Here is a 20,449-nt window from a genome sequence, read left to right as displayed (position 1 = left end):
GGGTCGATTCTCACAGGTGTGGCGGGGGGCACCGGACCGCTCTCACAGGGTCAGTTCGGGGTGGAGGCGGTCGAGCGTCCAGACCTGGCGCTTGCGGGCCGAGACGGCGGTGAGGGCCAGGGCGCCCAGGGTGAAGGCGGTCAGGACCGCGCAGGCCTGCCAGACGGGCCCGATCCCGCCGCCCGTGATCAGCCGGCGCAGCGCCTCGACCACGTAGGTCATCGGGAGGAACGGGTGCACGGCGTTGAAGAAGCCCGGACTGGTCTGGACGGGGTACGTGCCGCCCGCCGAGGTCAGCTGGAGCATCAGGACGGCGAGGACCAGGATCCGGCCGGCCGCGCCGAAGCGGGCGTTGAGCCACTGGATGATCGCCGCGAAGCAGCAGGTGACCAGGGCCAGGAAGCCGACCGTACCGGCGGCCCGGTCCATCTGGAGGCCGAGGCCCCAGTGCAGCACGGACATGAGGGCGGCGACCTGGAGGATGCCGATCGCCGCCACCGGGAACCAGCCCGCGAGCGCGATCCGCCAGGCGGAGGCACCGGCGGCCAGGGCGCGCCGGTTCATCGGCTGGATGATCATGTACGCGACCATCGCGCCGACCCAGAGGGAGAGCGGGATGAAGTACGGGGCGAAACCGGTGCCGTAGTTCGGCGCCTTGTGGAGCGACTGGGAGGCCAGCTGAACGGGGTCCGCCATGACCTCCGTACGCCGGTCACGGTCCTGCTTGTCGTAGTCCGGGATCTGCTCGACGCCGTCGTGCAGACCACCGGCCAGCTCGCCCGAGCCGTCCGCCAGCTTGAACAGACCGCCGTCGAGGGCTCCGGCGCCCTTCTTGAGCTTGCCGACCCCGGTGTCGAGGCTGACGGAGCCGGCCTTGGCGTCGGTGATGCCGGTGTGCAGCCGGTCCGCGCCCGCCGCGACCTTCTTCGCGCCCGCGTTCAGCTCGTTGATCTTCCGGATGGCGTCCTCGACGTCCTCGTCGAGGTGCGGGGCGCGGGTGGCCAGCTCGTCGGCCTGCTTCTTGAGCGTGACGAGGCGGGCGTCCAGGACCTTCAGGTCGCCGCCGCTGTCCTTGGTCAGCTCGTGCACGTCGTCCGCGATGGTGGCCACGTCGTCGGCGGTCACCGAGGCCTTCTTCAGCTTCTCGCAGATCCGGGCGTCGGCCTCCGGCTTCAGCTCGCACTCCTCCCGGTGGATCGCGGCCAGACCGTCGTCCGCCTCGTGGGCGGCGGCGCGGAGCGCCGGAGCGCGCTTGACCAGGTCGGCGAGGTTGTTGCGGACGGCGGTGGTGGAGTCCGAGACGAGACGGGCGGTGTCACGGATCGACTTGCCGTTGTTCGCCAGGTAGGGGCGGACCTTGTCGGCGGTGCCGTTGACCTTGTCGGCGAGCGACTGCGTGCCGGTCGCGACCTGGCGGGAGCCGCTCTCCAGGTCCTTGGCGCCCTTGTCGAGCTTCTTCAGGCCGGCGGCCAGGTCGCCGCTGCCGGTCTTGGCGGTCTTGAGACCGTCCGCCAGGTCCTTGGAGCCCTTCTTCGCCTTGTCCACGCCCTGCTTGAGGTCGTCGGCGCCCTTGGCGGCCTTCGCGGTCGCGTCGTGGATGTCGGAGAAGGAGATGAAGATCTTGTCGAGGAAGGAGCGCGAGGACTTGGTGGAGGCCGCGGTGCGCACCTCGGAGAACACCGTCCGGGAGATCTGGCCGACGATGTAGTTGTTGGCGTCGTTCGTCCGCACCCGGAGGGCGCCGGTCTCGGGGGAGTCGCCGGAACTGGAGGCGATCCGCGAGCTGAAGTCGCCGGGCATGGTCAGGGACAGGTAGTACGTCCCGTTCTCGACGCCCTCCCGCGCCTCGGCGTCGCTCACCCGGTGCCAGGCGAAGGTGCTGCTCTCCAGGAGCCCCTCGGTGATGTCGTCGCCGGCGTTGATCGGCTTGCCGTCGGCGGTGGCGCCCCGGTCCTCGTTGACGAGGGCCACGGGGATCTTGTCGAGCCTGCTGTACGGGTCCCAGAACGAGTACAGGTACAGGGCGCCGTACAGCAGGGGCAGCAGCAGGATCGCGACGAGCGCGGCGCGCGGCAGCTTTCCCCTGCCGAAGCGCTTCAGCTCAAGCGCGGCCAGTTTCGGCGAGCGCATCGGCCGCCCCCTCCTCGGTCGTGTCGTTCTTGTTCTCGGTGTCGTTCTCGGCGTCGGCGTCGGCGTCGGCGTCGGCGTCGGCGTCGGAGTCCGTGTCGGATTCGGCTTCGTCGCCGCTGTCGCCGCTGTCGTCATCCGGGGCCGTCTGCGCGGCGGGTGTCTCCGGCTCCGCGGTGTCCCCGCGCGTGGTGATCCGCAGGGCGTCCTCCGGAGCCTCGCTGCAGACGGCCAGGACGGTGGTCCCGGAAGCGGCCACCGAGCGCAGCAGCGCCCAGGCCTCGGCCCGGTCGGTGTCCGAGAGCTTCAGGTCCGCGTCGTCCACGGCGAGCAGCCGCGGGCGGCCGATCAGGGCCAGGGCGATCGAGAGCCGCAGCGCCTCAAGGCGCTCCAGGTCCCGTACGGACGTCCGCTCGCCCTTCGGCAGCGTGGCCAGGTCGAGCCCCGCGGCCTCCAGGGCCTCCTCGATCCGGGCCCGCGTGGCCGCGGCCCGCTCGGCCGGGCGCCGCAGCAGCCCGCGGACGGAACCGTCGTAACGGCGCTGGAGCAGGGCCCGCTCGCCCAGATGCTCGGCGACCGTGAAGGCCGGGTCCAGCTCGCTGACGCCCGGCACGTGTCCGAGGGCGCCGATCCGGCGCACCGCGGCCATCTTCCGGGGCAGCGGGAGGCCGCCCACCTCGGCGGTGCCCTCCTTGGCCTTCATCCGGCCGGTGAGCGCGAGCAGCAGACAGGTGCGGCCCGAACCCGAGGGCCCCTCGATCGCCACCAGCGCCCCCGGCTCGGCCTGGAAGGACACCCCCCGGAAGGCCCAGCCGCGCGGCCCCTTCAGCCCGAAGCCGTCCGCGACGACGGCGGCGCCACGCGGCCGCTCATCGGCTCCCGCTCCCACGGCCCCCACCCCCTGTTCCCCTTTTGAACTGACTGGTCAGTGCAAAAACTACCCCGGTCCTGGATTTCGAGCAAAAGCCCAGGTCAAGGGCGTTGTCAGTGGGGCCGGGCACGATGGACACATACGGCCACGACGCCGTCACGCGACGACAGGAGGACTCGTCATGGCAAGCCCTTCCGCAGCAGCCGCGCCCCGCCGCGACCCCGGAGGCCGACCCGCCCCCGCCGCACTGTTCGCCCATGCCGCGTCCGGGCCGGCGGCGTCCGGCTCCGTGTCCGGGCCCGCGTCCGACGTCCACCCCGTGCCGCGCCGCGCCTCCGCCCCGCCCGCCGCCCTCGACCTCCTCGCCAAGTCCCGCGCGGGACTGGCCGAGGCCGCCACCCTCGACCGTCCCCACGAGCGGTACGCCGCCGCCCACCTCGCCGCGCTCAGAGCCGCCGCCGCCGTGCTCGCCGCCCGCGCCAGGCCCCTGCCGGGCCCCCGCCGGAGGCAGCCGATACGGAGCGCCTGGGAGCTCCTCGCCGGGCTCGCGCCGGAGCTGACCGAGTGGAGCGCCCTCTTCGCCTCGGGCGCCGGGCGCAGAGCCCGGGCCGAGGCCGGGATCACGAGCGCGGCGACCCCGCGCGAGGCCGACGACCTGCTCAGGGACGCCGCCCACTTCCTCCGCCTGGTCGAGCGGCTGCTCGCCCTCCACCCGCTGCCGCCCCGCAGGACCGGGACGGACGAGGCGGACGGATGATCCGCAACGCGGGACCGAGGCCATAGGGTGGGGAGGTCCGTACCCGTCACCGAGGAGTCAACAGCCGTGCCGGACCCTTCCTCTGTCTTCGGTCGAGAGGCGACGTCACGTCCGTCGCGCGCCTCCCTTCGTACCGCCGTCGTCTGGGACGTCCTCAAAGACGCCCTCGACCGCCGGATCGAGGCCACCGGGAAGGACAGCCTCGACGTCCTCGACACGGGCGGCGGCTCCGGGAACTTCGCGGTTCCGGTCGCCCGCCTCGGCCACCGGGTCACCGTCGTCGACCCCAGCCCCAACGCGCTCTTCGCGCTGGAGCGCCGGGCCGCCGAGGCCGGCGTCGCCGACCTGGTGACCGGTGTCCAGGGCGACATCAGCGGCCTCTTCGACGTCGCCGGCCGAGAGGGATACGACGCCGTGCTCTGCCACGGGGTCCTGGAGTACGTCGACGACCCCGCCGAGGGCGTACGCAACGCGGTCGCCGCGCTGCGGCCCGGCGGGAGCCTCAGCCTGCTCGCCGCCGGACTCGGCGGCGCCGTCCTCGCCCGCGCGCTCGCCGGGCACTTCACCGAGGCCCGGCACGCGCTCTCCGACCCGGCGGGCCGCTGGGGCGCGGGCGACCCGGTACCCCGGCGCTTCACCGCCGAGCAGCTCGGTGAACTGGCCGAAGCGGCCGGAATCGACATCGGCGCCGTACACGGCGTCCGGGTCTTCGCCGACCTCGTCCCCGGCGTCCTCGTCGACACTGAGCCCGGTGCGGCGGAGGCCCTGCTCAAGCTGGAGGCGGCGGCGGCCGAGCTGCCCGCCTTCCACGCGATCGCCACGCAGCTGCACGTCCTGGGTGAGAAGCGGGCCTGAGCTGGACCCCACCCGTTCGGCGGTGCGGGCCGCGGCGCTCGATGGAGTACGCCACAGCCCGCCCCGTATCGGGCTTCGCCCCGTATGATCGGGGGACAGCATCCGGCATGACGGAGGAGGGGCTGGGGAATCAACGCCTCAGCAACCGATCCGCATGGCGGCCCGGATTGGCTAATCGGCATTGAGGGCGGGTTTCACGGGGGCGAATCCCTGCCTATCCTGAAAGGGCCGCAAACCGGTCGCCCCCGCGACCGACGACTAGGAGGACTCCGTGCCGCTCTCGGAGCACGAGCAGCGAATGCTCGAGCAGATGGAGCGAGCGCTGTACGCCGAAGATCCCAAGTTCGCGACAGCGCTCGAGGGAAGCGGACTGCGTACGTACACCCGGCGACGGGTCTACCAGGCAGTCGCCGGCTTCCTGGTGGGTATCGCGCTCCTCATGGCCGGAATGGTCGCACAGCAGATCTGGATCAGCGTGGTGGGGTTCCTCGTCATGCTGGGCTGCGCGGTCCTGGCCGTCACCGGGTGGCGCAAGGCGCCGAAACCGGGTGAGCAGCAGGCCGGGGGTGGGACGGCGGCAGGTGGCCGTCAGACCCGGCAGCAGCGACGCTCCATGATGAACCGAATGGAAGAGCGGTGGCAGCGCCGCCGCGACGAGCAGCAGGGCGGCGGCCACTGACGGGCCCCGAGCGGTAGCCCCGCACCCGCACATGACCGAGCCCCGCAGGCCGCGCCACTCGCGCGACCGGCGGGGCTCGGTCGTATCCCCACCCACGGGCCGCGCCCTGCCCTCCGTGGATGCCGGGAGCCCCGGCATCCACGGAGGGGTCAGTTCGGGTTGTGGGTGGGGCGGCGGAACAGGGCCGCCGCCCGGGTCGACAGGCCATGGCGGCGTACCGACCAGGCCGTCGACACCTCCGACCGGCGGGCCGACGCCGCCCAGCGCAGACGGGCCGCCGAGCGCGGGGCCAGCGTCGCGCGCAGCCGGGTGCGGCGGTCGGAGATCGCGTGGAAGCCCGCCCTGATGCGGGCGGCGTCGTCCGCCAGGCCCGCGGCCGGACGCGGGTGAGGCGCGTACAGCACCTCCTCGACCGCCCGCGCCACCCGGTGCACCGCGCCCGCGGCCTCGTCCGGCAGCTCCCCCAGGCGGACGATCCGGGCCGCCGTCATCCGCGGGGTCCGCGACTCGTCCGGCTCGACCCCGTAGTCCCAGGCCGTGTCGTTGATCTCCTGCCAGGCGGCGAGTGTCCGCGCCGCCGTCTCCTCGGGGCCGCGAGACCCGTCCGAGCCGAGCCGCCGGGCCCGCACCCGCGTCCGCCAGAGCAGCGGGAGGAGGGGGAGAGAGAGCACGAGCAGGGCCGCGAGGGTCACCAGGACCACCGTCAGGGGGTTCGTGCCGGAGCCGTCCGACGACGCACCGCCCACCGCCGCGTCCGGACCGCAGTCACCGAGCCTCCGCATCTGCGGGGTGCAGCTCTCCGAGGCGCTCGGCGCGGCGGAGGGCAGCGCCGACGCGCTCTGCTGGGGCTGCGCGGGACCGGTGGCCGCACCCGAGGGCGTGTCCGCCCGGGTGTACTCGGGGGTGGAGCCACGCGAAGGAGTCGGCTCGAACCGCGTCCACCCGGCACCCTCGAAGTACAGCTCGGGCCAGGCGTGCGCGTCCCGGATGCCGACCGAGAGGGAGCCGTCGGACTGCGCCGTACCCGGCATGAAGCCCACGGCGACCCGGGCCGGGATGCCGAGGGTGCGGGCCATCGCCGCCATGGTGAAGGAGAAGTGGACGCAGAAGCCCTCCTTGTCCTTCAGGAAGCGGGAGATCGCCTGCACTCCGGTGCCGGACACCACGTCGACGTCGTAGCGGAAGCCGCCGTCCCGGGCGAACCAGTCCTGGAGCTTCACCGCCTGCTCGTAGTCGCTCGACGCGCCCTGGGTGATCCGCAGCGCGGTGGCCCTCACATCGGCCGGGAGCGAGGCGGGGACCTTGGTGTAATCGCGGCGCAGCTTCTCCGGGGCGGGGCCGGCCGCGGCCAGCTCCTTCGCCGTGGGCCGTACGTCCAGGCTGGCGACCTGGTAGCGGGCGCCGCGGGTGGTCTGCTTGTCGTCGCCGACGAGCATCCGGCCGGCCGGTTCGTACCGCCAGCGCCCGCCGATGTCGACGCGGCCGGCCGGGTACGGCATCGGCAGCCACTTCTGCTCGTAGTTCTCGGAGGCGACGAAGTTGCTGGTCACCTCGGTGACCGCGACGTCCTGCGAGAGCCCCTCGGGCCAGGGCAGCTGCTTGGGCACGTCCTCGATCGGGCGGACCGAGGACTTCCACGAGGTGCCGTCGAACTGGTCGAGCGACACGAGCCGCAGATACATGCCGGAGGTGTCGCGGGCATTGGTCCGGTAGCGCAGGACCTCGCGGTCCTCCGGCTGGCGCAGGTTCTCCTGGAGGGAGACCAGCGGGTTCACGGCCGAGATCGTGCCGCCCTTGCCCGCGCCCCCCGTGCCCTCGCCGTCACCGGCGCCGCCGAACAGCCCGCCGGTGAAGCCGGGCAGCGCGAGCGGCACCACCAGGGCGACGCCCATGGCCACGGCGCCGATCCGGCGGCCCGTGCGGGCCGGGGCGAAGGCGTTGCCGCCGCTCCCGGTGGCCGAGCCGCCGCGGCCGGGGCGCTGGGCGCCGCCGAAGACCCGCCCCCACTGGGAGAGCCGGTCGCGGCTCTCCGCGAGGAGCAGCAGCAGATAGCCGGAGGCGGCGAGGAGGAACCAGAGCCAGCCCGCGCCGCCGCCGGAGAGTCCGGCCGCCACCGAGTACAGGGCGAGCAGCGGAAGACCGGCCGGGGCCGCCTTGCGGAAGGTGACCGCGAGGGTGTCCACCAGGAGGCCGATCGCGACCACGCCGCCGACCAGCATGAGCCGGATGCCCTCGGTGTCCGGCGCGGGGACCGCGTACGTGCCGACGTCCGCGGCGCCCGCCCGGAACAGGTCGACGGCGTGGCCGATGGCCTGCGGCCCGGGGAGGAACCAGAGGATCGCCTGCTCCCGGGCGAAGATCGCGGTCAGCGCGACCAGCGTGACGGCGATCTGGGCGAGCAGTGTCACCGGCCGGGCGAGCGGCGCCCGCCTGGCCAGCGTCCCCACTCCGCTCACCAGGGCGAGGACGAAGGCCGCCGTGAAGATCCAGTTCGCCGGCTTCACCAGGGGGAGCATCGCTCCGGCCGCCATCAGGGTGGCGCCCCAGGCGGCCAGGGTCAGCCGTGCGCGCCCGCTCATGACCATCCTCCGTAGGTGTCGGCCGCGGACTCCGCGCGGACTCCGGCAGCCTGCTGCCACAGGTCGGCGAGCCGCGCGCCCGGCGGTACGGCCAGCGCCGTCCAGCCCGCCTCGCGCAGCTGCTGCACCCGGTTCTCGACGGCGCCGGCGGCCGTGCCGCCGGTCACCCAGGTCCCGGAGTCCAGGACGAAGGCGACGGCCGCGCCGGCGCGGCCGCGCATCCGGGCGGTGAGGGCCGCCTGCTCCTCGTCGAGGTCGCCGACGAAGGCGACGAGCAGCCCCTCGTCGCCGCCGCGCAGCACGTCGGAGGCGCGGGAGAGACCGCCGCCCTCGGAGTGGTCGACGACCGCGAGGGTGTCCATCATCAGACCGGCCGACTCGGCCGAGTCCTGTGCCGAGCCGGCGAAGCCCTCGGCGCCCTCGCCGGGCACCGCGCTGCCGGTGTCGGTGACCAGCCGGACGGCGTAGCCGCGCTCCAGCATGTGGACCAGGGCGGAGGCGGCGCCGGAGACCGCCCACTCGAACGCGGAGTCCGGGCCCGAGCCCTGGTAGGCGACCCGGCGGGTGTCGAGGAGGACGGTGCAGCGGGCCCGCTGCGGCTGCTCCTCGCGGCGGACCATCAGTTCGCCGTAGCGGGCGGTGGAGCGCCAGTGCACCCGGCGCAGGTCGTCGCCGTGGCGGTAGGCGCGCGGGATGATGTCGTCGTCGCCGGCGAGGGCGAGCGAGCGCTGCTGCCCGTCGCCGTACCCCGAGGCCTCGCCGAAGAGCTTCACCGGCGGCAGGACCTCGGTCCTGGGTACGACGGTGAGGGTGTCGTACGCGCTGAAGGAGCGGGTCAGCTCGCACATCCCGAAGGGGTCGTTGAGCCGCAGCTGGAGCGGGCCGAGCGGGAAGCGTCCGCGCAGGTCGGAGCGGACCCGGTAGGAGACCTCGCGCCGCCCGCCCGCCTCGACCCGGTCGAGGACGAAGCGGGGCCTGGGCCCGAGCATGTACGGCACGTGGTCCTGGAGCATGAGCAGCCCGGTGGGCAGCTTGGAGACGTTCTCCATCCGGAGCTGGACCCGGGCCTCGGTGCCCGCCTCCACCCGCTGGGGGGTGAGCCGGCGGGAGGCCGCGACCCGGTAGCGGGTGCGGTGCAGCACGAGGACGCAGATCAGCGGCAGCGTGGCGAGCAGCAGCCCGACCCGCAGCAGGTCGGCCTGGCCGAGGACGTACGCGCAGACGGCGGCGGCCACGCCCGCGGCGAGGAAGGAACGGCCACGGGTGGTGAGACCGCCGAAGGCGGCCCGCAGACCGCCCCGGTCGTCGTCGTCGCCCCGCTGCCCGTCCGGAACGGCAGCGGCACTCATCACAGCCGCCGGGCGCCGGGCTGCTGGCCGTAGAGCGGTCCGGCGGCGGGCGGGGCCGCGGCCGGGACGGGGGTGCGCTGCAGGATGTCCTGGACGACCTGCTCGGCGGTACGGCGGTTCAGCTGGGCCTGCGCCGTCGGCAGCAGCCGGTGGGCGAGGACCGGCGCGGCGAGGGCCTGGAGGTCGTCGGGCAGCACGTACTCACGGCCGCTGAGCGCGGCGGAGGCCTTGGCGGCCCGCAGCAGGTGCAGCGTGGCCCGCGGGGAGGCGCCGAGCCGCAGGTCGGGGTGGGTGCGGGTGGCGGAGACCAGGTCCACCGCGTACCGCCGTACGGCGTCGGCGACGTGGACGGCGCGCACCGCCTCGATCAGCTTCAGGATGTCGTGGGCGTGGGCGACCGGCTGGAGGTCGTCGAGCGGGGAGACGGAGCCGTGCACGTCGAGCATCTGGAACTCGGCCTCGGCGCTCGGGTAGCCGATGGAGACCCGGGCCATGAAGCGGTCGCGCTGGGCCTCGGGCAGCGGGTAGGTGCCCTCCATCTCGACCGGGTTCTGCGTGGCGACCACCATGAACGGGCTGGGCAGCTCGTAGGTCTGGCCGTCGACGGTGACCTGGTGCTCCTCCATGGACTCCAGGAGGGCGGACTGGGTCTTCGGCGAGGCGCGGTTGATCTCGTCGCCGATAACGATCTGCGCGAAGATCGCGCCCGGCTTGAACTCGAAGTCCCGCCGCTGCTGGTCGAAGATCGACACGCCGGTGACGTCCGAGGGCAGCAGGTCGGGGGTGAACTGGATGCGGCGCACCGAGCAGTCGATGGACCGCGCCAGGGTCTTGGCGAGCATGGTCTTGCCGACGCCGGGGACATCCTCGATGAGGAGGTGCCCCTCGGCGAGCAGCACGGTCAGCGAAAGCCGAACGACCTCGGGCTTGCCCTCGATCACGCTCTCCACCGACCTGCGGACACGCTCCACAGTGGTGGTCAGATCAGTGAGGCTCGCTCGATCGTCATAGGTCGTCACCCGGCCCTCCTCGGCCTTCCGGAACACGGACACCTGCCCCCGGTGGAATTTTCGGGGGGTGTCACCCGAGCATTCTTGTTCGCTTCGCCGGGTCGTGTCACTCGCCTGTGGACAAGTGCGAGGGAAATGCCGGGCTTTGGGTGGTTACGCCTGGTCGGCGGGACCGTCCGCCGAGTCGGTCGCCGGGTCGATCTCGCGCAGCTGGCCCGTCCTCACGTCGAAGACGAAGCCCCGGACGTCGTCCGAGTGCAGCAGGAAGGGGGAGGTCCGCACCCGCTGCATCGACTGCCGGACGTCCTGGTCCACGTCACGGAAGGACTCGACCGCCCAGGCCGGCCGCTGGCCGACCTCCATCTCCAGCTCGTGCCGGAACTCCTCGGTGAGGGACTCCAGGCCGCAGCCCGTGTGGTGGATCAGCACCACGCTGCGGGTGCCGAGGGCCCGCTGGCTGATGGTGAGCGACCTGATCACGTCGTCGGTGACCACGCCGCCCGCGTTGCGGATGGTGTGGCAGTCGCCGAGTTCGAGGCCGAGGGCCGCGTGGAGGTCGAGGCGCGCGTCCATGCAGGCGACGACGGCGACACCCAGGACGGGCCGCGCGTCCATGCCGGGGTCGGTGAAGTCGGCGGCGTAGCGTGCGTTCGCCTCGACGAGACGGTCGGTGACCGTGCTGCTGGTGCGCACGGCGTCGGCAGAGGAGTGCGTAGAGGTCGACATGAATCCGACGTTAATGGTCACAGGCCTTCCAGGCCCGCTGTGAGAGGGGACAAAGAACGCCATTGAGGCTTGTTGTGAGCTAACCCACAGCCGTCGGCCGCCCGGACCCCGAACGGGTGCGCCGTCCGGAATGTCGGGGCGGGTCCCCGGCGCCGTGCGACGCGCCAGCCGGTTGATTGACCGGCGGGTCCCGTGGACTAAAGTGACGCGAAGTTCACGGAGACAACGAGCGATTTCCGCGGTTTCTCCCCCGTGTGTGCGGCGGTACCTACGGCTCGGCCTCCTCCCGCTCGCCCGTACCTCCGCGCCGGATCTGAGAGGGCGCATTGAGCAACGACCGACACGTCCCGGTCATGCTCCAGCGGTGCCTGGACATGTTGGCCCCCGCCCTGGAGCGCCCCGGCGCGGTCGTCGTCGACTGCACCCTGGGCCTCGGCGGACACAGTGAGGCACTCCTGAAGCGGTTCCCCGAGGCGCGGCTCGTCGCCCTCGACCGCGACAAGGAGGCCCTGCGGCTCTCCGGCGAACGGCTCGCCCCGTACGGAGAGCGCGCCACCCTCGTCCACGCCGTGTACGACGAGCTGCCCGAGGTCCTCGACCGGCTCGGCGTCCCCACGGTCGACGGCGTCCTCTTCGACCTCGGCGTCTCCTCCATGCAGCTGGACGAGGCCGACCGCGGCTTCGCCTACGCCCAGGACGCCCCGCTCGACATGCGCATGGACCAGACGACCGGCATCAGCGCCGCCGAGGTCCTCAACACCTACCCGCCGGGCGAGCTGGTCCGCATCCTCCGCGCGTACGGCGAGGAGAAGCAGGCCAAGCGGATCGTCTCCGCGATCGTGCGCGAGCGCGAGAAGGAGCCGTTCAGCAACAGCGCCCGGCTCGTCGAGCTCATCCGCGACTCCTTGCCGCAGGCCGCCAAGCGCACCGGCGGCAACCCGGCCAAGCGCACCTTCCAGGCCCTGCGCATCGAGGTCAACGGCGAGCTGAGCGTCCTGGAGCGGGCGATCCCGGCGGCCGTGAAGGCCCTCGGCGTCGGCGGCCGGATCGCCGTCCTCTCGTACCACTCCCTGGAGGACCGGCTGGTCAAGCAGGTCTTCGCGGCCGGCGCGGCCAACACCGCCCCGCCCGGCCTGCCGGTCGTCCCGGAGAAGTACCAGCCCCGCCTGAAACTGCTCACCCGGGGCGCGGAGCTGCCCACCGAGGAAGAGGTCGCCGAGAACCGGCGCGCCGCCCCGGCCCGGCTCAGGGGCGCCGAGCGGATCCGGGAAGACGTCCTGTGAGCACGGCGAAGGGGCCGCTCAAAGGGCGGGCCGCGCGGCTCGGACGGCTCATGCCGTCGGGGCCCAGCTCGGCCGCCCGCACCCCCTTCGTCCTGCTCGTCGTGGTGCTGCTCGGCGGCGGCCTGATCACCCTGCTGCTGCTGAACTCGGCCCTCAACCAAGGCTCCTTCCAGCTCAACGAGCTCAAGAACAAGACCACCGAGCTCACCGACGAGGAGCAGGCGCTCCAGCGGGACGTCGACGACTACGCGGCCCCCGACGCCCTGGAGCGGCGGGCCCGCGAGCTCGGCATGGTCCCCGGCGGCAGCCCCGCGTTCCTCGGCCCCGACGGCAAGGTGCTCGGCGAGCCCTCGGTCGCGACCGCTCCGAAGCCGAGCCCGACCCCGAGCGCCACGGCGACGCCGAAGAGCCCGCCGCCGGCCCCGACGGGCTCCCGGGCGGCCTCCTCGGCGGCCTCCCCGAAGCCGCCGGCGGACCCCGGCACGGACGCGGCCGACGCCCTTCCCGCCGGCGGGGCTCCCACCGGCCCGGACCCGACACGGACAGGTCCCGCGACCGCGCCCGCAGAGACCCCCACCCCACCGACCTCCGGCAGGTGACCGAGCAGTGCCCCCCAAGGAGCCCCCGCGCCGTCGCGTCCCCGGCCCCGCCAGGCCCGCACGCCCCCGGCCCGCCTCCGCCGGAGCCCGCCCGTCCCGTCCGGCACCGCGCCCGGCCGCGAAGCGGACCGCCCCCCGGCCGCCCGCCCGGCAGCCCCGCACCATCCGGCTCGGCAGCCCCAGGCCCCGGCTGCGCCTGATCTCCCTCGGACTGACCCTCGTCATGCTGGCCTTCGTGGTGCGGCTGCTCCAGGTGCAGGCCGTCGACGCCAGCGCGTACGCGGCCAAGGCCGACAAGTACCGCTTCCAGGAGTACACGCTCTCCGCCGAGCGCGGCGAGATCACCGACCGCAACGGCATCGCGCTCGCCGCCAGCGTCGACGCGTACGACATCACCGCCGACCCCAAGCTCTTCACCCCCGAGGAGGCCAAGGTCCCCGACGCGCCCGAACAGGCCGCCGCCCTCCTCGCCCCGCTCCTCGGCAAGGAGCCCGCGGAGCTCGCGAAGAAGCTCCGTACCCCCAAGTCCCGTTACACCCTGCTCGCCCGCAAGCAGACCCCGCAGGTCTGGAACCAGATCAAGGACCTCAGGCGGGTCTACGGGCAGAAGGCGCAGCGCTCCGCCGGGGGCAACGGCGTCAACCTCCTCGGCGGCATCCTCAGCGAGCCCAGCACCAAGCGCGTCTACCCGAACGGCGAACTGGCCGCCGGGATACTGGGCTACGTCAACGCCGAGGGCAAGGGCGCCGGTGGCGTGGAGTCCATGCTCGACCCGGAACTCGCGGGCAAGGACGGCAAGATCCGCTTCACCCAGTCCGGCGGCCGCCAGGTGCCCACCGCGGGCTCCCAGGGCACCCCCGCCGTCCCCGGCTCCGACATCGAGCTCACCATCGACCGGGACATCCAGTGGGCCGCCCAGCAGGCCATCACCGAACAGGTGAGGAAGTCCAAGGCCGACCGGGGCTACGTCATCGTGCAGGACACCAGGACCGGCGAGGTCCTCGCCATGGCCAACGCCCCCGGCTTCGACCCCAACGACCTCTCCGCCGCCAACGCCGCCTCCATGGGCAACGCGGCCCTCCAGGACGCCTACGAGCCCGGCTCCACCAGCAAGGTCATGTCCATGGCCGCCGTCCTGGAGGAGGGCAAGGCGACCCCCGACACCCATGTCACCGTCCCCAACCGGCTCCACCGCGGCGACCGGCTCTTCAAGGACGACGTCGACCACAAGACCTGGTACCTGACCCTCAACGGCGTCCTCGCCAAGTCCAGCAACATCGGCACCATCCTCGCCACCGGCCGGCTCGGCGCCACCCAGGCCGAGTCCAACCGGGTCCTCCACGGCTATCTGCGCAAGTTCGGCATCGGCAGCCCCAGCGGCCTGGACTACCCCGGCGAGACCTCCGGCATCCTCGCCAAGCCCCAGGACTGGTCGACCTCGCAGCAGTACACGATCCCCTTCGGCCAGGGCCTCTCCGTCAACGCCCTGCAGGCCGCCTCCGTGTACTCGACCATCGCCAACGGAGGCGTACGCGTCGAACCGACCCTGGTCCGCGGCACCAAGGGGCCCGACGGGCGCTTCGCACCCGCCCCCACGCCCAAGGAGACCCGCGTCGTCAGCGAGAAGACCGCCGACACCCTCGCCAGGATGCTGGAGTCCGTCGTCGACGACCGGGAGGGCACCGGCACCAGGGCGGCCATCCCCGGCTACCGCGTCGCCGGCAAGACCGGTACCGCCAACCGCGTCGACCCCGAACTCGGCCGCTACAAGGGCTACACCGCCTCCTTCGCCGGGTTCGCCCCCGCCGACGAACCACGGGTCACCGTCTACTGCGCCATCCAGAACCCCACCAAGGGCAGCTACTTCGGCGGCCAGATCTGCGGACCCATCTACAAGAAGGTCATGGAGTTCGCCCTCAAGACCCTCCACGTCGCCCCCACGGGCAGCGCACCCGCCCGCCTGCCGGTCTTCTCCGAACCCACCCCGTGACACTCCGGGAGCACCAGTGACAACGATCACCCCCCATTCCGGGAACCGGAAATCGAACTCCGGCGAGGCCCCGGGCGCTTTTGGCCCCCCACAGGGTGCGCCCGGTACGCTCACCGCCGTGCCACACGCTGATCAGTACCGAACCGCCCCGCCCCGGCCGGAGCAGGCCCGCCCGACACCCCTGGGCGACCTGGCCGCGCAGCTGGGGGTCGACGTCCCCCAGACCGCCGAGATCTCGGGCATCACCCACGACTCGCGGGCCGTGCGCCCCGGCGACCTGTACGCGGCCCTGCCCGGCGCCCACACGCACGGCGCCGACTTCACCGCCCAGGCAGCCGGACTCGGCGCCGCCGCGATCCTCACCGACCCGGCGGGCGCCGAGCGCGCCGCCGCGACCGGCCTGCCGGTCCTGGTCGTCGAGAACCCGCGCGGCCGGATGGGCGAACTCGCCGCCGAGATCTACGGGCGGCCCGGCGCCGACCTCCTCCAGATCGGCATCACCGGCACCTCCGGCAAGACCACCACGGCCTACCTCGTCGAGGGCGGACTGCGCGGCTCCGGCCACCACACCGGCCTCGTCGGCACCGTCGAGATGCGGATCGGCGACGAGCGCATCAAGTCGGAGCGGACCACCCCCGAGGCCACGGACCTCCAGGCGCTGTTCGCCGTCATGCGCGAGCGCGGGGTCGACGCGGTCGCCATGGAGGTCTCCAGCCACGCGCTCGTGCTCGGCCGGGTCGACGGCTGCGTCTTCGACGTCGCCGTCTTCAACAACCTCAGCCCGGAGCACATGGAGTTCCACTCCGACATGGACGACTACTTCCGGGCGAAGGCCGGGCTCTTCACGCCCGAGCGCAGCCGCCTCGGTGTGGTCAACCTCGACGACGCGTACGGCCGCAGGCTCGTGACGGAGGCGACCGTCCCGGTCGTCACCTTCTCCGCCGAGGGCCGCGCCGACGCCGACTGGCGCGCCGAGGACCTCGTCCTCGGCTCCCACGACTCGACGTTCACCGCCGTCGGCCCCGAGGGCGTGCGGATCGCCGCCACCGCCCCGCTGCCCGGCCCGTTCAACGTCGCCAACACCCTCGCCGCCATCGCCACCCTCGCCGCCGCGGGCATCGACCCCAAGAGCGCCGCCGAGGGCGTCGCGGCCGTCCCCGGCGTACCGGGGCGCCTGGAGCGGGTCGAAGCCGGCCAGCCGTACCTCGCCGTCGTCGACTACGCGCACAAGACGGACGCCGTCGAGTCGGTCCTGCGCTCCCTGCGCGAGGTCACCGAGGGCAGGCTGCACGTGGTCATCGGCTGCGGCGGCGACCGCGACACCACCAAGCGCGGCCCGATGGGCGCCGCCACGGCACGGCTCGCCGACACCGCCGTGCTGACCTCCGACAACCCCCGCTCCGAGGACCCGCTCGTGATCCTCACCGCCATGCTCGCGGGCGCCGCGGAGGTTCCCGCTGGGGAGCGCGGCGACGTCCTGGTCGAACCCGACCGGGCCGCCGCCATCGCGGCGGCCGTCGCCCGCGCGCGGCCCGGCGACACCGTCCTCATCGCCGGCAAGGGCCACGAACAGGGCCAGGACATCGGCGGTGTGGTCCGCCCCTTCGACGACCGCGAGGTCCTGCGCGCGGCGATCCTCCGACAGAACGCCCGGGACCTCCCCGGCGAAGCCAGCCACCAGAACAGTCAGGGATGAAGCAGTGATCGCCCTCTCCCTCGCCGAGATCGCCGAAATCGTCGGCGGGCAGGCGCACGACATACCGGATCCGGCCGTCCGGATCACCGGGCCCGTCGTCATCGACTCCCGCGAGGTGCGGGCCGGCAGCCTCTTCGCGGCCTTCGCCGGTGAGCGCGTCGACGGCCACGACTACGCGGAACGCGCGGTCGCCGCGGGAGCGACGGCCGTGCTCGCGACCCGCCCCGTCGGCGTCCCCGCGATCGTCGTGGACGACGTCCAGACCGCCCTCGGCGCCCTCGCCCGCACGGTCGTCGAACGCCTCGGCACCGACGTCGTCGCCCTCACCGGCTCGGCGGGCAAGACCTCCACGAAGGACCTGATCGCCCAGGTCCTCGACCGGCACGCGCCCACGGTGTGGACGCCCGGCTCCCTCAACAACGAGATCGGCCTGCCGCTCACCGCGCTCCGCGCGAGCGACGAGACCCGCCACCTGGTCCTGGAGATGGGTGCCCGCGGGATCGGGCACATCCGCTACCTCACCGGCCTCACCCCGCCGCGCATCGGCCTCGTCCTCAACGTGGGCACCGCCCACATCGGCGAGTTCGGCGGCCGGGAGCAGATCGCCGTGGCCAAGGGCGAACTCGTCGAGTCGCTGCCGTCGGCCGAGGAGGGCGGTGTGGCGGTCCTCAACGCCGACGACCCGCTCGTCCGCGCGATGGCGAGCCGCACCAAGGCCCGCGTGACCTTCTTCGGCGAAGCGGACGAAGCGGCCGTACGGGCCGAGAACGTCCACCTCACCGAGACCGGACAGCCTTCTTTCCGGCTTCACACACCCACCGGGTGCAGCGACGTGACCTTGCGCCTGTACGGTGAGCACCACGTGTCGAACGCGCTCGCAGCGGCCGCCGTCGCGCACGAGTTGGGCATGCCTGTCGAGGAGATCGCCACCGCGCTCTCCGAGGCCGGCACCCTTTCGCGCTGGCGCATGGAGGTCACCGAGCGTCCGGACGGCGTGACGATCGTCAACGACGCCTACAACGCGAACCCCGAGTCCATGCGAGCCGCCCTGCGCGCGCTCGCGGCCATGGGCAGGGCCGCACAGGCCCGAGGGGCTCGTACGTGGGCGGTGCTCGGCAAGATGGCCGAGCTCGGTGACGCATCGCTCGTCGAGCACGACGCGGTCGGACGGCTCGCCGTCCGGCTCAACGTCAGCAAGCTCGTCGCGGTCGGGGACAGGGAAGCGTCCTGGCTGCAACTGGGCGCATATAACGAGGGTTCGTGGGGTGAGGAGTCGGTGCACGTGTCCGACGCGCAGGCGGCTGTCGACCTGTTGCGCAGTGAGCTGCGCCCGGGGGACGTCGTCCTTGTGAAGGCTTCCAGGTCGGTCGGTCTCGAACAGGTCGCCCTGGCTCTCCTCGACACCGAGGGCGAGGTCACCGGCCGATGAGGCAGATCCTCTTCGCGGGGGCCATCGGGCTCTTCCTGACCCTGATCGGCACGCCGCTGCTGATCAAGCTCCTCGCCCGCAAGGGATACGGGCAGTTCATCCGCGACGACGGCCCGCGCGGCCACGCCGGGAAGAAGGGCACGCCCACCATGGGCGGCATCTCCTTCATCCTGGCCACGCTCATCGCGTACGCCCTGGCCAAGGTCATCACCGGCGAGGACCCGACGTACTCGGGCGCCCTGGTGCTGTTCCTGATGGCCGGCATGGGCCTCGTCGGCTTCCTCGACGACTACATCAAGATCGTCAAGCAGCGGTCGCTGGGCCTGCGGGCCAAGGCGAAGATGGCCGGCCAGCTGATCGTCGGCATCGCCTTCGCCGTGCTGTCGCTGCAGTTCGCGGACCTGCGCGGGCTCACGCCCGCCTCCGAGAAGCTCTCCTTCATCACGGACTTCGGCTGGACCATCGGCCCGGTGCTGTTCGTGGTCTGGGCGCTCTTCATGATTCTCGCCATGTCCAACGGCGTGAACCTGACGGACGGTCTGGACGGCCTGGCCACCGGCGCGTCGGTGATGGTCTTCGGCGCGTACACCTTCATCGGGCTCTGGCAGTTCCAGGAGTCCTGTGCGAACGCCATGACCCTGACCAACCCGAACGCCTGCTTCGAGGTCCGCGACCCGCTCGACCTCGCGGTCGTCGCCTCCGCGCTGATGGGCTCCTGCTTCGGCTTCCTCTGGTGGAACACCTCACCGGCCAAGATCTTCATGGGTGACACCGGCTCGCTCGCCCTCGGCGGCGCCCTCGCCGGCCTCGCCATCTGCTCCCGTACGGAGCTCCTGCTTGCCCTGCTCGGCGGCCTGTTCGTGCTGATCACGATGTCCGTGGTCATCCAGGTCGGCTCGTTCAAGATGACCGGCAAGCGCGTCTTCCGGATGGCACCCCTCCAGCACCACTTCGAACTCAAGGGGTGGTCCGAGGTCCTTGTCGTCGTCCGGTTCTGGATCATCCAGGGCATGTGCGTGATCGTGGGCCTGGGCCTCTTCTACGCGGGATGGGCATCGGAGAAGTGACAGAACAGCTCGACTGGACCGGCAAGAACGTCACCGTCGCGGGGCTCGGGGTGTCCGGCATTCCGGCCGCCCGCGTCCTGCACGGACTCGGCGCGGTCGTGACCGTGGTCAACGACGGCGACGACGAGCGCTCCCGGGCGCAGGCCGCCGCACTGGAGGCGGAGGGCATCACCGTCCGCCTCGGCGACGGGGAGACCCTGCCGTCCGGTACCGAGCTGATCGTCACCACCCCCGGCTGGCGGCCCGACAAGCCGCTCTTCACGGCCGCCGCCGAGGCGGGCGTGGAGATCTGGGGCGACGTCGAACTGGCCTGGCGGCTCAGGGGCCCCGACGCGGCCCCCTGGCTCGCCGTCACCGGCACCAACGGCAAGACCACGACCGTACGGATGCTCGCCTCGATCCTGGAGGCGGCAGGCCTGCGGACCGCGGCCGTCGGCAACATCGGCGTCTCGCTGCTCGACGCCGTCCTCGGCGAGGAGCGGTACGACGTGCTCGCCGTCGAGCTCTCCAGCTACCAGCTCCACTGGGCGCCGTCCGTGCGCGCCCACTCGGCCGCCGTGCTCAACCTGGCGCCCGACCACCTCGACTGGCACGGCTCCATGGAGGCGTACGCGGCCGACAAGGGCCGGATCTACGAGGGCAACCGGATCGCCTGCGTGTACAACGTCGCGGACAAGGCGACCGAGGACCTGGTCGTGGAGGCCGACGTCGTGGAGGGCTGCCGGGCGATCGGCTTCACCCTCGGCACCCCCGGCCCGTCCCAGCTCGGCGTCGTCGAGGGCATCCTCGTCGACCGGGCCTTCGTCGAGAACCGGCAGAAGAACGCCCAGGAGCTCGCCGAGGTCGCCGACGTCCAGCCGCCGGCCCCGCACAACATCGCCAACGCGCTCGCCGCCGCAGCCCTCGCCCGCGCCTTCGGCGTCGACGCGAAGGCCGTACGGGACGGCCTGCGGGCCTTCCGGCCCGACCCGCACCGCATCGAGCTGGTCGAGGAGGTCCGGGGAGTCACGTACGTCGACGACTCCAAGGCCACCAACACCCACGCCGCCGAAGCCTCGTTGGCGGCCTACGACCCGATCGTCTGGATCGCCGGCGGACTCGCCAAGGGCGCGACCTTCGACGAGCTCGTGGAGAAGTCGGCGAAGCGCTTGCGCGGCGCCGTCCTGATCGGCGCCGACCGCGCCCTGATCCGCGAAGCCCTGGCGCGACACGCCCCGGAAGTACCGGTGGTGGACCTCGACCGGACCGACACTGGGGCGATGTCCGAGGCGGTCCGCGAGGCGGCCCGGATGGCCCGCCCGGGGGACACGGTGCTCCTCGCCCCGGCCTGCGCCTCGATGGACATGTTCACCAACTACAACAAGCGCGGCGAGGCCTTCGCGGACGCGGTCCGCGCCCTCGCCGCCACCGGGGACGCCTGACCTGCCCAGTG

General features: G+C 72.8%; 16 protein-coding genes. 10 read left to right on the top strand and 6 right to left on the bottom strand.

Going from position 1 to position 20,449, the window contains the following annotated elements:
- Positions 1-42 precede the first annotated feature (42 nt).
- On the bottom strand, positions 43-2,130 hold the full coding sequence (locus tag ACIA8N_RS01525; RefSeq protein ID WP_365776992.1) for a YhgE/Pip domain-containing protein: 2,088 nt from the start codon (positions 2,128-2,130) through the stop codon (positions 43-45).
- Positions 2,102-3,016, bottom strand: a complete 915-nt coding sequence (locus ACIA8N_RS01520) for an ATP-binding cassette domain-containing protein (protein WP_365776990.1) — start codon at positions 3,014-3,016, stop codon at positions 2,102-2,104. The genes ACIA8N_RS01525 and ACIA8N_RS01520 overlap by 29 nt, the downstream gene beginning before the upstream one ends.
- Before the next feature lie 163 nt (positions 3,017-3,179).
- Between ACIA8N_RS01520 and ACIA8N_RS01515 the strand changes: the two genes are divergently transcribed.
- The 3 genes from ACIA8N_RS01515 to ACIA8N_RS01505 all read left to right on the top strand — a co-directional run bounded on the left by ACIA8N_RS01515 (position 3,180) and on the right by ACIA8N_RS01505 (position 5,289).
- Entirely contained in the window at positions 3,180-3,755 is a 576-nt protein-coding gene (locus tag ACIA8N_RS01515; protein WP_365776988.1) for an SAV_6107 family HEPN domain-containing protein, read from the top strand.
- Between the two features lie 66 nt (positions 3,756-3,821).
- Positions 3,822-4,610: a methyltransferase gene (locus ACIA8N_RS01510; protein ID WP_030211512.1), complete on the top strand. Its 789-nt coding sequence runs from the start codon at positions 3,822-3,824 to the stop codon at positions 4,608-4,610.
- 271 nt (positions 4,611-4,881) lie between these two features.
- Entirely contained in the window at positions 4,882-5,289 is a 408-nt protein-coding gene (locus ACIA8N_RS01505; protein WP_030547372.1) for a DUF3040 domain-containing protein, read from the top strand.
- Positions 5,290-5,438: 149 nt separating this feature from the next.
- Here the strand turns inward: ACIA8N_RS01505 and ACIA8N_RS01500 are convergent, their stop codons facing one another.
- The 4 genes from ACIA8N_RS01500 to ACIA8N_RS01485 all read right to left on the bottom strand — a co-directional run bounded on the left by ACIA8N_RS01500 (position 5,439) and on the right by ACIA8N_RS01485 (position 10,953).
- Positions 5,439-7,868: a DUF3488 and transglutaminase-like domain-containing protein gene (locus ACIA8N_RS01500; protein ID WP_365776985.1), complete on the bottom strand. Its 2,430-nt coding sequence runs from the start codon at positions 7,866-7,868 to the stop codon at positions 5,439-5,441.
- Positions 7,865-9,217, bottom strand: a complete 1,353-nt coding sequence (locus tag ACIA8N_RS01495; RefSeq protein WP_365776983.1) for a DUF58 domain-containing protein — start codon at positions 9,215-9,217, stop codon at positions 7,865-7,867. Before ACIA8N_RS01495 ends, ACIA8N_RS01500 begins: the two co-directional genes overlap by 4 nt.
- A complete protein-coding gene (locus tag ACIA8N_RS01490) occupies positions 9,217-10,236 on the bottom strand; it encodes a MoxR family ATPase (protein ID WP_030211521.1) in 1,020 nt (339 codons plus the stop codon). The genes ACIA8N_RS01495 and ACIA8N_RS01490 overlap by 1 nt, the downstream gene beginning before the upstream one ends.
- A gap of 144 nt (positions 10,237-10,380) precedes the next feature.
- The gene (locus tag ACIA8N_RS01485; protein WP_365776979.1) at positions 10,381-10,953 is read right to left on the bottom strand and encodes a carbonic anhydrase; all 573 of its coding nucleotides are present in this window, start codon (positions 10,951-10,953) and stop codon (positions 10,381-10,383) included.
- 326 nt (positions 10,954-11,279) lie between these two features.
- Here ACIA8N_RS01485 and rsmH point away from each other — a divergent pair, with 326 nt between their 5' ends.
- Genes rsmH through murD form a run of 7 tightly spaced genes read left to right on the top strand, consistent with a single transcriptional unit; the run spans position 11,280 to position 20,438 of the window.
- On the top strand, positions 11,280-12,236 hold the full coding sequence (gene rsmH / locus ACIA8N_RS01480) for a 16S rRNA (cytosine(1402)-N(4))-methyltransferase RsmH (protein WP_365776977.1): 957 nt from the start codon (positions 11,280-11,282) through the stop codon (positions 12,234-12,236).
- Positions 12,233-12,835, top strand: coding sequence for a septum formation initiator family protein (locus ACIA8N_RS01475; protein WP_365776975.1), 603 nt, complete (start codon positions 12,233-12,235; stop codon positions 12,833-12,835). Before rsmH ends, ACIA8N_RS01475 begins: the two co-directional genes overlap by 4 nt.
- Positions 12,836-12,842: 7 nt before the next feature.
- A complete protein-coding gene (locus ACIA8N_RS01470) occupies positions 12,843-14,825 on the top strand; it encodes a penicillin-binding transpeptidase domain-containing protein (protein WP_365776973.1) in 1,983 nt (660 codons plus the stop codon).
- A gap of 16 nt (positions 14,826-14,841) precedes the next feature.
- The gene (locus ACIA8N_RS01465) at positions 14,842-16,521 is read left to right on the top strand and encodes a UDP-N-acetylmuramoyl-L-alanyl-D-glutamate--2,6-diaminopimelate ligase (RefSeq protein ID WP_365776971.1); all 1,680 of its coding nucleotides are present in this window, start codon (positions 14,842-14,844) and stop codon (positions 16,519-16,521) included.
- Between the two features lie 4 nt (positions 16,522-16,525).
- Positions 16,526-17,950 carry a UDP-N-acetylmuramoyl-tripeptide--D-alanyl-D-alanine ligase gene (gene murF, locus ACIA8N_RS01460; protein WP_365776969.1) on the top strand — a complete coding sequence of 475 codons (1,425 nt, stop codon included), beginning with the start codon at positions 16,526-16,528 and terminating at the stop codon, positions 17,948-17,950.
- Positions 17,947-19,017, top strand: coding sequence for a phospho-N-acetylmuramoyl-pentapeptide-transferase (gene mraY, locus ACIA8N_RS01455; RefSeq protein ID WP_365776967.1), 1,071 nt, complete (start codon positions 17,947-17,949; stop codon positions 19,015-19,017). The genes murF and mraY overlap by 4 nt, the downstream gene beginning before the upstream one ends.
- The gene (gene murD / locus ACIA8N_RS01450; protein WP_365776965.1) at positions 18,999-20,438 is read left to right on the top strand and encodes a UDP-N-acetylmuramoyl-L-alanine--D-glutamate ligase; all 1,440 of its coding nucleotides are present in this window, start codon (positions 18,999-19,001) and stop codon (positions 20,436-20,438) included. The genes mraY and murD overlap by 19 nt, the downstream gene beginning before the upstream one ends.
- The last annotated feature ends 11 nt before the right edge of the window (positions 20,439-20,449 follow it).

The organism is Streptomyces sp. NPDC051822, from assembly GCF_044452745.1.
Taxonomy (GTDB): Bacteria; Actinomycetota; Actinomycetes; order Streptomycetales; family Streptomycetaceae; genus Streptomyces.
Note: the sequence above shows the minus strand (reverse complement) of the source record. Positions and strands in the feature narration are given on the sequence as shown.